This is a genomic window from Psychrobacter maritimus (assembly GCF_904846345.1).
GTDB lineage: Bacteria > Pseudomonadota > Gammaproteobacteria > Pseudomonadales > Moraxellaceae > Psychrobacter > Psychrobacter maritimus.
Window position 1 is genome coordinate 72162 of the sequence record NZ_CAJHAJ010000002.1, and the last position, 15501, is coordinate 87662.

At 44.0% G+C, this 15501-nt stretch carries 13 protein-coding genes; 9 read left to right on the plus strand and 4 right to left on the minus strand.

From position 1 onward, the window contains the following. The first annotated feature begins 164 nt into the window (after positions 1 to 164). The 5 genes from JMX50_RS03165 (at position 165) to JMX50_RS03185 (ending at position 6404) form a co-directional block, all read left to right on the plus strand. Positions 165 to 656, plus strand: coding sequence for a hypothetical protein (locus JMX50_RS03165; protein WP_201628395.1), 492 nt, complete (start codon positions 165 to 167; stop codon positions 654 to 656). Between the two features lie 62 nt (positions 657 to 718). Continuing rightward, the gene (prpF, locus tag JMX50_RS03170) at positions 719 to 1987 is read left to right on the plus strand and encodes a 2-methylaconitate cis-trans isomerase PrpF (RefSeq protein WP_201628396.1); all 1269 of its coding nucleotides are present in this window, start codon (positions 719 to 721) and stop codon (positions 1985 to 1987) included. Positions 1988 to 2097: 110 nt separating this feature from the next. Next, positions 2098 to 3945 (plus strand): ABC transporter ATP-binding protein, encoded by a 1848-nt coding sequence (locus JMX50_RS03175; RefSeq protein ID WP_227670884.1) that lies wholly within the window; start codon positions 2098 to 2100, stop codon positions 3943 to 3945. A 118-nt stretch (positions 3946 to 4063) separates the two neighbouring features. Then, entirely contained in the window at positions 4064 to 4654 is a 591-nt protein-coding gene (locus JMX50_RS03180) for a GNAT family N-acetyltransferase (RefSeq protein WP_201625976.1), read from the plus strand. Positions 4655 to 4886: 232 nt separating this feature from the next. Next, the gene (locus tag JMX50_RS03185) at positions 4887 to 6404 is read left to right on the plus strand and encodes a bifunctional 2-methylcitrate dehydratase/aconitate hydratase (RefSeq protein ID WP_201628397.1); all 1518 of its coding nucleotides are present in this window, start codon (positions 4887 to 4889) and stop codon (positions 6402 to 6404) included. A 63-nt stretch (positions 6405 to 6467) separates the two neighbouring features. Here JMX50_RS03185 and JMX50_RS03190 read toward each other — a convergent pair whose 3' ends face one another. Further along, complete coding sequence (locus JMX50_RS03190) at positions 6468 to 7238, minus strand: SDR family oxidoreductase (protein ID WP_201628398.1); 771 nt, start codon at positions 7236 to 7238, stop codon at positions 6468 to 6470. 237 nt (positions 7239 to 7475) lie between these two features. Here JMX50_RS03190 and JMX50_RS03195 point away from each other — a divergent pair, with 237 nt between their 5' ends. Both JMX50_RS03195 and JMX50_RS03200 read left to right on the plus strand, forming a co-directional pair. Next, positions 7476 to 8915: a DUF2868 domain-containing protein gene (locus tag JMX50_RS03195; RefSeq protein ID WP_201628399.1), complete on the plus strand. Its 1440-nt coding sequence runs from the start codon at positions 7476 to 7478 to the stop codon at positions 8913 to 8915. A 56-nt stretch (positions 8916 to 8971) separates the two neighbouring features. Further along, positions 8972 to 10600 (plus strand): DUF3482 domain-containing protein, encoded by a 1629-nt coding sequence (locus tag JMX50_RS03200; RefSeq protein ID WP_201628400.1) that lies wholly within the window; start codon positions 8972 to 8974, stop codon positions 10598 to 10600. Between the two features lie 60 nt (positions 10601 to 10660). Here JMX50_RS03200 and JMX50_RS03205 read toward each other — a convergent pair whose 3' ends face one another. From JMX50_RS03205 to JMX50_RS03215, 3 genes are all read right to left on the minus strand, one after another. Further along, the gene (locus JMX50_RS03205) at positions 10661 to 11683 is read right to left on the minus strand and encodes an ArsA family ATPase (RefSeq protein WP_201628401.1); all 1023 of its coding nucleotides are present in this window, start codon (positions 11681 to 11683) and stop codon (positions 10661 to 10663) included. 56 nt (positions 11684 to 11739) lie between these two features. Next, positions 11740 to 12054, minus strand: coding sequence for a cory-CC-star protein (locus JMX50_RS03210; protein ID WP_227670885.1), 315 nt, complete (start codon positions 12052 to 12054; stop codon positions 11740 to 11742). 133 nt (positions 12055 to 12187) lie between these two features. Beyond that, positions 12188 to 13867: a carbon starvation protein A gene (locus JMX50_RS03215; RefSeq protein ID WP_201625566.1), complete on the minus strand. Its 1680-nt coding sequence runs from the start codon at positions 13865 to 13867 to the stop codon at positions 12188 to 12190. Positions 13868 to 14168: 301 nt separating this feature from the next. Between JMX50_RS03215 and JMX50_RS03220 the strand changes: the two genes are divergently transcribed. Together JMX50_RS03220 and JMX50_RS03225 are read left to right on the plus strand one after the other, a co-directional pair. Next, complete coding sequence (locus tag JMX50_RS03220; protein ID WP_201628402.1) at positions 14169 to 14837, plus strand: hypothetical protein; 669 nt, start codon at positions 14169 to 14171, stop codon at positions 14835 to 14837. Between the two features lie 90 nt (positions 14838 to 14927). After that, on the plus strand, positions 14928 to 15491 hold the full coding sequence (locus JMX50_RS03225) for a hypoxanthine-guanine phosphoribosyltransferase (RefSeq protein WP_201564134.1): 564 nt from the start codon (positions 14928 to 14930) through the stop codon (positions 15489 to 15491). Positions 15492 to 15501: the final 10 nt, after the last annotated feature.

The following is a 15501-nucleotide window of genomic DNA, read 5'->3' on the forward strand; positions in this document are numbered from 1 at the left end:
TTAAAGAGCCGATGTTGTATAAATTATACGGCATCGGTTTTTTAATTATTGCCATCCTATTATCAACTGACAACCACGACATCAAAAAGCTTGTAAATTATTCAACAATTATTAGGAAATTCGGCATAATAACGATTTATATTTTCCTATTAAGAGAGGTTGTTATGAGCTGGTTAAAATTGTTTATTGCGTGTGTTGTCCTTTATCTTGGTCAAAGTTACTACCTTTTATCATCAAATAATGTAGAAAAATTTTTGGCTGAGCATAACGCCTTAGCTATGCAAGATCCGGTAGCCGCTTGTGATAACTATAGCGATGATGTCGAAGTATCTATTAATCACGATACCGGTAACGGCGCTTGGGAAGTAGAAGGTGGTAAAAATGAGATATGTGGCTATATAAAACAATCTCAGGCAGCACTTACTGTCCTACAAGCCAATACCTCAGGTCACCTCGAAAATCTAACAGTGAAGACAGGCTTCCCATGGTCTAAAGCTCATGTGAGCTATGATGAAATCAACGATGTTCAAATGAATACGCTAGGCTCAATCAGCAGTAAAACGCATGATGCTATTGATATTAAGCGCACGCTCACTGGTCTGAGTATAGCCTCAGTCAATTCTACTGGTGGCGTAAACTCACTCGGTAAACCTTAATCATTACTTTTAACCATGTTTTTGAAAATAATATTAGAGAATTAATTAAAGGATTTCCCCTAATGACCCAATCAACTTCACAACATACACCTTTAAAAAACACACCAAAATTTGCCCCACAAGTCTCTGTCCCTGCCACCTATATGCGCGGCGGTACCTCAAAAGGTACATTTTTTAAATTATCCGACTTACCTGAGCGCTGTCAAATTGCTGGCAAGGCGCGCGATAATTTTCTATTGCGGGTCATCGGTAGCCCTGATCCTTATGGTAAGCAAATTGACGGCTTGGGCAATGGTAGCTCTAGCACTTCTAAGACCGTCATCTTATCTGAGTCTGATAAGACAGACCACGATGTCAATTATCTGTTTGGACAGGTCAATATCGCCAAGCCTATGATTGATTGGGCGGGTAACTGTGGTAATTTAACCGCTGCGGTTGGCGCTTGTGCGATTAATATGGGCTTGATTGACGCGGCTAAAGTGAAAGCTAGTGTCAGTAATAATACGAGCAACGGCATTTGCGAAGTGCGTATTTGGCAAGAGAATATTAGTAAAACCATTATCGCTCATGTGCCTGTTTACTTAGATGAGCAAGGCAAAGTACAAGTGCAAGAAACCGGCGACTTTGAATTGGATGGTGTCACCTTCCCTGCTGCCGAAGTCAAAATCGAATTTATCGACCCGGTTGATTCCTCTAGTGATATGTTCCCGACCAACAATCTAATCGATGATTTTGATGTGTCTGGCTGTGGTCTAAATACCGATAGCGTCAAAGCCACCTTTATCAGTGCCGGTATTCCAACCATCTTTATGAAAGCAGAAGATTTGGGTTTTACTGGTACGGAACTGCAAGGCGACATCAATAGTAATAGCGAAACCTTAGCTAAGTTGGAGGCAATCCGTGCTGAAGGTGGCGTTGCAATGGGCTTATTTAAAGACGTCTCTGAAGCACAAAGCAGTCAGCATATCCCAAAAATTGCTTGGGTTGCCCCTGCACAAAGCTATAGCGCCTCAAGTGGCAAAGCAGTTGAGGCGAATGAGATTGACTTAGTGGTACGCGCCATGAGTATGGGGCAATTGCATCATGCGATGATGGGTACAGCAGCGGTGGCGATTGCCGCAGCAGCGACCACCCAAGGTACATTGGTCAATGAAGCAGCTGGTGGTAGCGAATTAGGTGAAGTGCGCTTTGGCCATCCATCAGGAACGCTACTCGTCGGCGGAAAAACCGAGCAAGTCGCTGGTCGCTGGGAAGCCAAAAAAGTCTCCATGAGCCGCTCTGCTCGCCGAATTATGGTTGGTGAAGTTTTTGTGCCAAATGATAGTTTTTAGTCAGCAGATTTTAGGCTACCAATTAAAGCCTTTATAATAGCGGTCTATTTATAAAATGTACTACAATCAATGGTAATGATTTAACTGACATTAAATAGCGCCTTAATATTATGAGTACTTCTCCACGCCGTGTTCCTCTAGACAATAAGCCTCCCACTAAGAAAGCAGAACGGGGGGCTTTGCTATGGTCTATCCTAAAAAGGCTGGGAGAGTTTGCAAGGCCCTATCGAGGGCTTTTCATTTTAACCTTGATATTAACGGTATTAGGGTCGTTTACCGCGCAGGTTAACGCCTTTGTATTGCAATATACCATTGATACCTTAACCAATATTGTCGATTTGCCCGACCCATGGGTAGAAGGCATAAGACTACTCACGCTGATTAGTGTGATTTTATTGGTGAAAGAGATACTAAACGTCATCATCACCTTTGGTCAGCGCTACTTTGGTGAGCGTATTCGTATTAACTTATCGCGTGATTTGTCTCAAAAAGTGGTCGACCGTATTTTGTCTTATAAAATGGCGTTTTATACCAGTGATGAGAACGCTAGCGGCAAGCTGCAAACCCGTATTGATTTGGGTGTCAGCAGCCTCACGCAACTGGTGCAAAACTTCTTTATTGATATGCTACCGCTGTTTGCCAGTGCCATCGTGTCATTAATCATTATGTTTAATGCCAATTTTTGGGTCGGTATGGTCGGTTTGGTTATCGTGCCGATTTACTTTTTTGTCAGTCAGCGCCAAGCCAATCGTTTGCAAGGATTCCGCAAACAAATGCGCCAATACCGTGAGACCAAAAGCGGCTTGGTAATCTCGATTATTGACTCTATCACCGTTATTAAGTCGTTTGTTCGTGAGCCGATTGAGTCCGATAAGCACTGGGAAATCCAAAAGGATATGACCGCCAATCAGCTACGTATCCGCAGTATCGCGTTTATGTATAACGCTGGCAAAACCTTTATCGAGCAAATCGGCGTGGTCGTCATTATTGTTTTGACCTCGTATTTTGTGCTCAATGGGCAGATGACCATTGGCGCGATTATGTTTCATATCTTACTATTTCAAAACGTCGCCGCTCCCATTCGCGAATTGCACCGCATTTACGATCAAATTAACAACGCCCTCACGTATGCGGAAGGCTTCTTTGATATCTTGGACGATGACCAAGCGATTGAGAACGAAGGTAAAGTCAAATGTACCGACTTAAAAGGTCATATTGAGCTAAAAGATGTCAATTTCTCCTATCCCAATGGCAAGCAGGCGCTGCATGATGTGAGTTTTAATATTTATCCCAATCGCATTACCGCTTTGGTTGGGTTAAGTGGCGCAGGTAAAAGCACCATTATTAATTTATTGGTCAAGTTTTATGACCCCAGTAGCGGCACTATTTGTCTTGATGGTCGCAATCTAGAAGACTACAGCACCCATAATTTGCGTGAACAAATCGGCTTGGTACTACAAAAAAACCATATTTTCTCAGGGACCATCGCCGACAACATTCGTTATGGAGCGATGGATGCCACCGATGAAGAAATTATTGACGCCGCCAAACAAGCCTCTATTCATGAGCAAATCCTTGGCATGCCTGAAGGTTATGAAAGTGAGGCCAAACTGCTTTCTGGCGGTCAGCAGCAGCGTATTGCGCTGGCACGTATGTTTTTAAAAGACCCACCGATTGTATTTTTGGATGAACCAACCGCCAGTCTTGATGCCATCGCCACCCAGCAGATTAAGCACAGCCTAGATTTAATTAAAAAAGACCGTACGGTGATTATCGTCTCGCATAATATTTCACAAATTATCGATGCCGATGATTTGGTGGTGATTGAAAATGGCCGTGTGATGGAGACTGGCACGCACGACGAGCTTTATGCCAATCACGGTAAATACTATGAGATATTCAATGCCATGTCTGATAGTTTGAATTTAGATAAAATCAGTCAAACCTTAAATAGTTAATGCAGGGCGAAATCGTTATAATGCTCAGTCTTTGATGCATTATTGCTATATTTAGAATATTTAAAATTTATATTGTTACCCTATGAACGCCCTTTAAATCGTTAGAAGCTATTTGACTATGACCTGTGAATTTTCTATAAAAACCTTTGATGAGCTGACCACCGTTGATCTTTATCATATTTTAAAAGCCCGCTCACAAGTATTTGTGGTCGAGCAAAACTGCCCATATCAAGATATGGACGAAGTAGATTTTGATTGCTTACATCTGGTCGCCCATCAAAATGAAGCCTTGATTGGCTATTGCCGCATTATCCCGCCGCAATTTAATCATAAAAGATCCTCGGTTAACCCTTCAGGTCCCATACCTGCGATTGGCAGAGTTTTGGTGCTAGCAGAGCACCGAGGCAATGGCGTTGCCCGTCAAATAATGCTTGAGGCCATCAAGTACTGCCGTAAAAAGTATGGTAAAAAAACCATTATCATTTCCGCCCAGACTTATTTGCTACACTTCTATGAGTCACTCGGCTTTATTGCTGAAGGTGAGCGCTATCTTGAAGACGGCCTTGAGCATGTCACCATGGCGTTGCCCGTCATTAAAAAAGTAAAAGTAAAAAAAGAAAGCTCAGGGATGGTAAGTAGCATCCTCAGCTTTTTACTCTTGATACTGGCGCTTTTATTCATTGTCGGTTTGGTTTATCTCATGATTTGATGGCCGCGCGTCTTTTTACCTTTACCTTACCTTGAATAGATTCATCAAAGATTATTAAACGATAAAACAGTCTTACACGACTTCACTGTTGTTCGATATTGAGTATGTTATTTTTGATGGATAGCTGATTAACAAATGGTTTATTAATAGAAACTCTAACTAATAGACCGTTAAAGCGCATCGCTTAATGTTTAATCGCTAAAATATTCGACTCAAGGAAGGGGTAACGATTATGTCTAACACTCAAAATGCCACCGTAGAGAGCAATATTCGTCCAGAGTACGACGATGAGATTCAAAAAATTGCCGATTACGTGCTTAATTACTCTATCGATAACGACTCGCCTAATAGCGCTGATGCTTGGAATACCGCCCGCTACTGCCTGATGGATACGCTAGGCTGCGGACTACTGGCATTGCGCTTTCCTGAATGTACCAAGCACCTAGGACCCGATTGCGCCGATCAGATTACCCCTAATGGCGCGCGCGTCCCCGGCACTTCCCATAGACTCGACCCTATAAAAGCGGCCTTCGATATCGGCTGTATGGTGCGCTGGCTTGATTATAACGATACATGGCTTGCTGCCGAATGGGGTCATCCTTCGGACAATTTAGGCGGGATTTTGGCTGTGGCGGACTATATCAGTCAGCAGAACGTCAGCCAAGGTCGCGCTGCGCTCACCATGCGCGACGTGTTAGAAGCGATGATTATGGCGCATGAAATTCAAGGCGTGCTCGCCTTAGACAATTCATTTAACCGCGTTGGGCTTGACCATGTCTTCCTAGTAAAACTCGCCTCGACAGCAGTGGTTGCCAAACTCTATAAATTACCACGCGAGCGCATCATGGCAGCCATCTCGCAAGCGATTGTCGATGGACAAGCATTACGTACCTATCGCCATGCGCCAAATGCTGGTAGCCGTAAGTCTTGGGCGGCAGGTGACGCGACCAGTCGTGCGGTACGCTTGGTCGATATCACCCGTCGCGGCGAGATGGGTATCCCAGGGGCACTTACTGCGCCGCAATGGGGCTTTTATGATGTGCTATTTAGCCATACCAATAAAGACTTGGCACTCAAACCTGAAAACGAACGTCGCTTTACCTTTCAGCGTGAGTTTGGCAGTTATGTGATGGAAAATATCTTATTTAAAATAAGCTTCCCTGCCGAGTTCCACGCCCAGACCGCTTGTGAGGCGGCTGTCATTCTGCATCCGCGTATCGACGATAGGATTGATGAGATCGAAAAAATCGTCCTAACTACCCATGATTCAGCCATTCGAATCATTTCTAAAGAAGGCACGCTTGATAATCCTGCTGATCGTGATCATTGTCTGCAATATATGGTCGCCGTACCTTTATTAACGGGCGACTTGATGGCAGAAAACTACGAAGACGACTATCATGAACAGCATCATATTTTGATTGATGAGTTGCGTCGTAAGATGGTTGTCGTAGAGGATACCGATTATTCAAAAGATTATCATGACCCAAGCAAACGCTCGATTGCCAATGCCATTCAAATATTCTTTAAAGATGGCAGTAGTACTGATAAAGTCGCTGTCGAATACCCGATTGGCCATAAACGCCGCCGTGCAGAAGGCATCCCTGTATTAGAAGCAAAGTTCCGAGCCAGTTTGGCAACGCGTTTTATTGACAGTCGCTGTGCGGATATTTTTGCGCTATGTGATGACCAACAACGCTTGGAGGAAACCCCTGTTAATGAGTTTATGGATTTATTTGTCGCTAATTAATTTTAAAGCGCATAAATAATTCAGCGCCTTTTTGTTTTGATGAATCGTGTTTTTACCAATCTTTTACCAAGCTATGGACTCACCCGCCCAATCGACAAAACTGCCAGATTGGGCAGCGCTCATACTATCAAGCACTTCCAGTAAACGCTTGGCGCTATAGGCTGGCGAGAACAGCTTTTCGTCAGCCACATTGCTTTGAAAGGGTGAAGATAACTGGGTATCGACGGTACCTGGCTGCATGACGACCACGCAGACATCCTTTAGCGACCGACTCCATTCAATGCTCAAATTTCTCATACCCATATTCAGTGCCGCTTTACTCATACGGTAGCTGTACCAACCGCCCAGATGATTATCAGTGATACTGCCAACCCGGGCTGATATGGTCGCAAAAATGGCAGGCTGGTCAGCGTCACGCTCAGCTTTTGCGAGTAATGGCCTGATATGCTTGGCAATCAGCAAACTTGCTAAAGCGTTAATCTGCATACTCTGCAAAAAGAAGTCCGTCTCCAGTTGTCGTAATGCTTTTTCTGGCTGATTGTGTGCTGTATGTAATAAGCCGACGCAGTTAATCACCCAGTCGATATGGGAAGTTTGCTGCTTAATATCAGCAATGGCTTGTTCGATACTATCCTCATCGCTCACATCCATCGGTAGCCAATACAAATTATCTGCCGCAAAGTCAGGCTGACTTTTGTGATAAGTCGCATATACCCTTGCATTTCCTATATTTTCATCACTTTGTTCATTAGCAATCCGTTGTAGTAGCTCTTTCACAATCGCTTGACCAATACCACCGGTGCCGCCAATAATTAAATAATTCTTATTATTCACAAGGTCTTCCTTATTGCTCTCTGTATTATTATCTATTACTCACCTGAATCCATTTTGGCGCGTTTACTTTACATTTACTATGATAAAACGCTAAGAATAATAGAAGTTATCGCCGCGCTATATGAGCTACAATAATCACTAATGGGTAGAATACTCAACATTTTTAAGTAAGCATTGACATAATAAAATCATACTTATACTTTTAAACCAACGCTTTTATAGGGATATCATCGCACTATGCTATCACCCCAAGACCAATTAACTGAGCTGGTACGTACGCTTGAGACGCAGCAGCATGTTTTTGCTACTGACCCGCTACTGATTACTGAAAAACTGCAAGGTGAGGATGGAAAACCCATCCAAAAACTGCATCGCCGCGCCTCGCGTATCGATAGTAACGGCGCGCTGGCACGTGTGCTCGGTAAGATTGACGGTCGCATAAAGAGCATCATGGTGGTCATGAGCGTGGTGTGGTGCATCTCAGGATTTTTGGGATTGTTTACCCTACTTCAGACCAATGTGGTTAACTTCTTTTATGTGCTGGTCTGTCTGCTTGGCTTTCATACCGTTATGCTCTTAGGCTGGCTTGTGATGACGCTAATCAATCAAGGCAAACAGTCCTCGAATTGGTTTGCCAATTTTGTCAGTCCTAGCTATCTCATCCGTGGCAAAGATGATGTGACTAAGGCGGCTGTTGACTTGTACGAGCGTCAATTACAGCACAGCGGTATGCGTTGGTATTTGGGGCGCTTTAGCCATCAATTGTGGCTCGCTACATTAACCGGCATGCTGCTGGCGATTGTGTTTTTATTGATTGTGCGTCAGTACAGTTTTAGCTGGGAGTCGACACTACTGTCTGATCAGGCGCTTATCACGTTGACTCAGATACTCGGCTGGCTGCCAAGCATGGTAGGGTTTGGTGTGCCAGACAGTACCGCTATCGTTCAGAGTCGCTTGGTAACCGATGCGATGCCGCTTTCTGTTGCGCGGCAATGGGCAGGCTTATTGGTCGGTAGTCTGCTGATGTACGGTATTGTACCTAGAGCAATCGCTTGGGCGTTTTGCGCGTTGATGTTCCGTCGTAAAAAGATGCGTTTGGATATCAAGCAGCCTTATTATCAAAAGATTTTGAATTTTTGGCAGCGTCATGTGGTTGATGCTGATGATTTTAAGGAAGCGCCCGCTCCTATCGCCCCAAAAGCGATGGTCAGTACTGGCAAGAAATTGGTGGCTTTACTCGAATACCCATCAGAGCAGGATAGCTGGTGGCTTGAGGGTCTTGATGCCAATATTAATGATAATAGTGAGATAGAGGATTTCGGTATCGTTGATGATCGCGATGATATGGATCGCTTGACAAGCTATCTTGATAAGCACCCAGTGCAGGTGTTATTAGGTATTCATAGTAAAGCCCTGCCTGACCGTGGCACCCTACGTAAACTCGATCGTATCGCAGAACATGCGACAGATGGGCTCATCGTACAACTGCTTGGTGATACCAGCTTGACTGACAATGGTATTAATATTAATGCTGATATTTCAAATAACGCTGTTTCAAGTACGGCAGATTTAAAAAAGAAAACATCGGAGCAGGTGGCGGCAAATCAAGATGTTCGCTATCAACAGTGGCAAACCGCACTCTCTGCGCGAAAAATTGGTCTGGTGGATACTAAGTAGCGTTATGCTATTAGCTTTACTCAATAGCTTTTATACAAATGATATGGAATCATAAGATGGATAATAATAAGACCAATGGTCAACCCGTCGGTTTATTTGCTGACAAGGCATTAAAAGACGACCCTAGCAGCAACCTAATGAACCCAGAGGCAACAGCATCTACTCAGGACAATGTTAATACCACCCCCATAGATTATTCTGCTGATGAATCTGAAAATCTGACAGCGCGCTCTAGCAAAAAAACGACGATAGCCAGTGGTGCAGCGCTCAAATTAGCAGTCGTTGGTCATACCAATACGGGTAAGACCTCTATCCTGCGCACACTATTACGTGATGTCTATTTTGGTGAGGTCAAGAACGAGGCTGCAACCACGCGTCATGTGGAGCAAGCCAAACTAACAGATAGCCAAACCGGTGAAGATTTGGTCATACTATATGACACCCCTGGTCTAGAAGATGCCTCAGGGCTGATGGATTGGCTGGAAGACAATACGGCCAGCCGCCGTGATGGTATTGAGCGCCTGCAGCAGTTTTTGGCAGCCGACATTGCCCAAGGCGGTGATGCGCTAACTAGCAATGAGGACTATAGCCAAGAAGCCAAAGTTATCCGTCAGTTGCTGGCAAGCGATATGGCCATTTATGTCGTCGATGCGCGTGAGCCAGTACTCGGTAAATACAAAGACGAGCTGGCTATTTTATCGTGGGCCGCGATACCTGTGATGCCGGTATTCAACTTTACGGACAGTCAGGATGCCAATATCGATGACTGGCAAACGATGCTAGCCAGACGTAATCTGCACATCTCGACCCGTTTTGATTCAGTGGCGTTTGAATTTGAAGATGAAATGCGCCTATGGCAAAACCTCGCCACCATGCTCACTCACTCGGAGATGCTTGAGCAACTGATGACGCGTCGTACGGAGAACTGGGAGCAACTCTATGATGAGGCCAATATCATCATTGCCGACTTTTTGTTAAATGTCGCCGCTTTCGTCCATGAGATTAATGAAGATGATGACCCACTGCCTGTATTGGAACAAATGCAAGAGGCCGTTAGACAAAGTGAACGGGCGATGCAGCACAACCTACTCAATTTATATAAGTTTTATGATAATGCCGTGGCAGCAACCCCACTTGAATTACAAGCGTATCAGCAAGACCCGTTCGACCCCGAGCTTCTCAAAAGTTATGGCATTCGCACCACATCAGGCGCTGCGGCTGGCGCGTTACTAGGATTGGGTATTGATGCGGCAGCATTAGGCACGACGTTGGGATTGGGTGCCGCGATAGGTGGTATCGCAGGTGGGCTACTGTCTAATACCAGTAGCATCGCTGATAGAATCACTGGGGTAAAACGTTTGTATATCGACCCTGCCACCCTAACCTTGCTCGCCACTCGAGCGATAGATTTACTCACCGCTCTGCGTCACCGTGGTCATGCAGCAACTGATGCCACGCAATTGCTGTATAAAGGTGAGAAATCCAGTATTGAACAGTCGTTAGATGACGAAAGCAATACTGTCACACCATGGCCGACACATAAATTGCCAAGTGAGCTCAAAAAAGCCCGTGGCAAACCGCAGTGGTCATCACTCAGTAGCGGTAAGTCTGAACAGGCTCAGTTACTACGCGCAGATATGGCGTGGTCGCTGGCAAGTAAATTACAGTCACGTGGGGCTGAATAATACCAGTTAAGTAACAACATTTCTTTATGGGGCTATTTTTATATAATTATTTTTATATAACTATGCCTCTAGTAAAGTACTTAATGCACCAGTACCGCGCACATCTGTTTTCTGTAGATAAATTGGATACAGCGGATAATTCGTAAAACTCTTTTCAATATCATGCATTAGCTGCTGCTGGCGCTCGGCACGATGTTGCCAAAACTCATCAGCTTGTATTGGTGTTATCAGTTGATTGACCACTATCGCTGCTGGCGGCAGTTTACTATCCTGTAACTGTTCGATAGCGCGTTTGGTCTCTGCCAATGGCAGTACATCGGCAGTCATTACCAATACAATCGCGGTTTGGCTACGGTCATGCAGCAATATTCCTGCCTGACGAAACAGCGCTTTGCGTTTTTCCAGTACGGATACCGCTTGCTCCCAGCGATCAGATTTTTTTGCAGCAAATGGATTCGGTACATCATTATCGACGTCTTTTTTATTGCTCTTTTGATTGTGACTGTCTAAATGGTTCGCGACCGAGCGCAATTTAGCCTGCCGCCTTTGCTGCGCCAATAACCCATCTGTCCACGCGCCCATCATCTCAGGCAAGACCAATAAACGCAGTGTATGACCGGTTGGCGCGGTATCAAATATGATATGTTCATAATTGGCATCCGCTGCGCTGACTAAATGCTGACACATGGACTCGAGCATGGCAGCTTCTTGTGCACCTGGCGCAGATTTTGATAGGCGTAGGTGCTCACGAATTTTGGGCATCATATCGGGATTGGCATAAGCACTGATGGTACGCTCAACTTGGGCAAAATGCGCATCGACGATGACATCAGGGTTTAGCTCGATAGCATCAAGATAAGCAGTTACCGCTGTTTTCTCGTTGCTTAACCGTATATTAAGCACATCACCCAAGCTATGGGCAGGATCGGTTGAGACAATTAAGGTCTTTTTTTGCTGGCTAGCATAATAACTGGCAAGTGCCGCGGCAGTGGTGGTTTTACCCACACCGCCTTTACCACCGACGAATATAATCGGCTGAGTTGCCAGTTGTTCTATTAGTTTGTGCAGAGGACGTAAAGCCATACTCGTGTCTCAATATTGAATCAATGGAACGGAACGGTTAATAAATTAGCATCCGACTAACAGCAACCAACGTGGTCAAACGGACATCTATCCATACCCATGCGTGTGTGCCATTCGTGGAAATTTTCTAAAAATAATGGCTGCAATTCTAGTGTATAAAAGCTGGCAGGGTTATCAATACCGAGGCTCTCAGCAAACATAAGCAGCATAAAGAAATCTTCTTCGTCACGCGCTGCACGTGCCATCGTTTGACGATATGGTGCATTATAAAACTCATTCAGTCCTGCCACAAACCGTTGCCACCACGATTGGTTGTCTTTTAGACGGTCTGGCATGTTTTCTAGGTTATTTGGTGTCTTGTTATCTTCCATGATTTTCTCATACTCTCTTTATTCTTTCTTATCTATCATGCCTATACCATACAAAAAACGCCAGCAATTGCTGCTAGCGTTTTTTTATACCTATGTTTTTTATATCTATCTTAATATCAATTAGGAATCACTTTTAAAGGTTGCTTTTTCCTTTATGTAACGTCCATTCTTTACGGAGTACTGATAAACTCTCAAATGTCACTAAAATCGTGGCTATCAAGATAATAATATCCATAATGATAAGCAGCCAATTACCGTCATTAAAGAATGTTTTTAGCTGAATCAATAACGCAAAAACGGTCATAACCAACAAGAACGATAATGGCGCTAAGGTATACCATACAGGTCTGCCTTTACGTAACAAGATAACAGTCACAATCATCAAGGTTAAAGCAGCCATGAGCTGGTTGGTTGTACCAAATAGCGGCCAAATAATCATACCGCCCGCGCCATCAATGCCACCAGCACCAAATGCTAGTAACAGACAGCTACCAACGGCAAGAAATGTTGCCACCACACTTTTATTTAATACCGGCAGCTTATAAATCTCACCAAATTCTTGGAAGATATAACGTTGTAATCGAACGCCAGTATCCATCGTAGTACCGGCAAACAAGGCTGCCATTACCGTCAGCATCGTCTGTGATAACACCATATCAATGCCAACACCGGCATTTAGTATGGTTGCACCGCCATCAATAAAGGCACCAATCGAGCCGTCGCCAAATTTTTGATAAACGGCTTGCCAGTCGCCAAGGGTTGCAAAGCCTGCGGTTGCCGCAAGTATCGCACCAAGTGCCAGCATACCCTCACCCATGGCACCAAAATAACCAACGAAGCGTACATCTTCTTCTTTATCAATTTGCTTGGACGTCGTACCCGTCGCCACCAAACCATGAAAGCCTGATATTGCACCACAAGCAATGGTCACAAATAATAAAGGCAGCATAGATGGTGTGCCGATTGGCAATGCCGTGTTTATTGCTGGCGCGACAATGTTCGGCGTAGCAATAAAGATGGCAGCGTATAATAAAATTAAACCGACAAATAACTGTAAGCCATTGATGTAATCGCGCGGTTGCAGTAGCATCCAAACAGGCAACAAAGACGCGATTGCCGCATAAGCAAATAGAATAAGGATCCAGATCGCATTATCCGGTAGACCCATAAAAGTCTCAGGTAATACGATAGGGAACATAGGACCGAGATAGATAAGCCCGTATAAAGCGGTGACCCCAATGATGGAGACCCAAACCAGATTCATCTTATAGCGATAAATACACTGACCAATGATAAACGCTACGATTAAAGCGCCCCAAACAGGCAGCACCGAAGATGGGGTTTTTATCATCATATTGGCAATAGCAACGCCAAATACCGCATTGACCATTAATAATAATAAAAAGATAACCACCATCATTAAGCTGCGCACACGTGTGCCCATGACCGTACCCGCAATAGAACCTATCGATTGACCTCGATTACGCATACTGGCCCAAATGGCAGACATATCGTGGACACCAGCCATAAAGATAGTGCCTAAAACGACCCAGATAATGGCGGGTACCCAGCCCCAAATAACCGCAATTGCAGGACCAATAATCGGTGCCGCCCCTGCGACCGAGGTGAAATGATGCCCCCATAGCACGTATTTATTGGTGGGGATATAATCTACCCCATCTTTCATGGTATGCGCTGGCGTGGGACGACTGTTGTCCAATGCCAAAATTTTGGTGGCGATAAATTTTGAATAAAACAGATAACCGCAAAGCATGGCGGCAACCGCAACCAACAGTACAATAGCACTATTCATCTTATCTCTCCCTAGACAAGTATTAGATAGCCTTATAAGTTCAAGCTTTTTAAAGTAAAATCTTAAAAATATGCTAGATTAGTGGGCGGTGAGCGACTCAGAGCACCCGTTATTAGGCAAATAGAAGCATCTTCGCCATATTATTACTGACCAACAAAGCATGGTATTTTAAGATTGAGGCACTTTATTAATGAGTACCAATTGCCTGAATCCTTTCTTAGTATTCTTTTTAAATAGTAACTGATTTGATGAGGGATGTAACGTTGATAAGACGTTAAAAACAACAAATAAAGGAGTTAGAATGACACACTATTTTGGATTCGTACCTTCAGATAAATTGAAAGAATTAATTATTGAGGCAGAGCAAGTCGTTGAATCAAACGAAAAAGTAGACTATTACCCTTATCGTGATGCCCTGACCCATCAAACGGCTCGTGACCTTACTGATAAATTGTTGGTTGGATTGGTAGATATTATTCCAAACCCTGAGCGCCAAGCCTCTATGCGTAAAATCGTTGGCACCATCGAGCGTGCGACGGATACCCTACTCAATATCTTGTTGGGTAAAGAGAACAATGAAGAAGTGATGCCAAGTTTTCATTTTTTAAGGGATCAAGCGACATTCATTGATAACGAAGGCGTCAAGCGCATCGGTTTTAAATTGTCAGAGGCAGATGCCAAAACCATTGATGACGGTTTTGCGGCGATTACGCCTGAGCACGTTGATAGAGCGCTGTTTAAAAAAGCACTTGAAACGGTAAACGAAGAGACTTTAACGCATTTTATCAGCCGCTATGCTGATACGTTAAAATTGGGCATGATTAAACGCAAGTCTGTGCCAATGGCAAAGGCAGCTATCGATAAAGGCATGTCTATGGCATTAAACAAGCTATTACCTGACTTACCGGACAGCTCTTTGAACCGTTTGGCCAATTATTATCGTCCTTTTATCGTAAAAAGGCCTGAATAACGAATATTATATTTTTATTAAGACTGTAGTGTTGGGCAAATTTGCTAAAATTTGCTAAAATAGGCGGCACTTTTATCGAAGGCGCAACTCATGACCCAAATTAGTAATCAAGAAATCGAAAAAACCCTGCGCAACTCAGAGTGCCTTATCAGCAGTATCGAAGTAGCCGCTGCTTATGAGCGCCTTGCCGCCCAGCTCAACCTACATTATGCCGGTTTAAATCCAATCGTTATGGTCGTTATGAACGGTGGACTTATCCCAGCCGGTCAATTATTGACGCATCTGACGTTCTACCATCGCATGCATTATATCCATGCGTCACGCTATCGTGATAATGAAGGTACGAATGAGCTTGATTGGAAATTTAAGCCTGATGTGAGCATCAAGGGCGAACACGTCTTATTAATTGACGATATTTTTGACGAAGGTATTACGCTAAAAGCCATCGTTAAAGAATTGGGTAAAGAGAATCCTTTATCTATCGAATCTTGCGTGTTGCTTAATAAAGAGCACGATCGCAAGGTTGCAGACTTTGACGTTGATTTTGTTGGTATTAATGTCGCAGACCGTTATGTTTATGGCTGTGGTATGGATTTCCATGGTTACTTGCGTCATTTGCCTGGTATCTATGCTATTAAAGAAGACAAAATCTAGTCATTCTTTG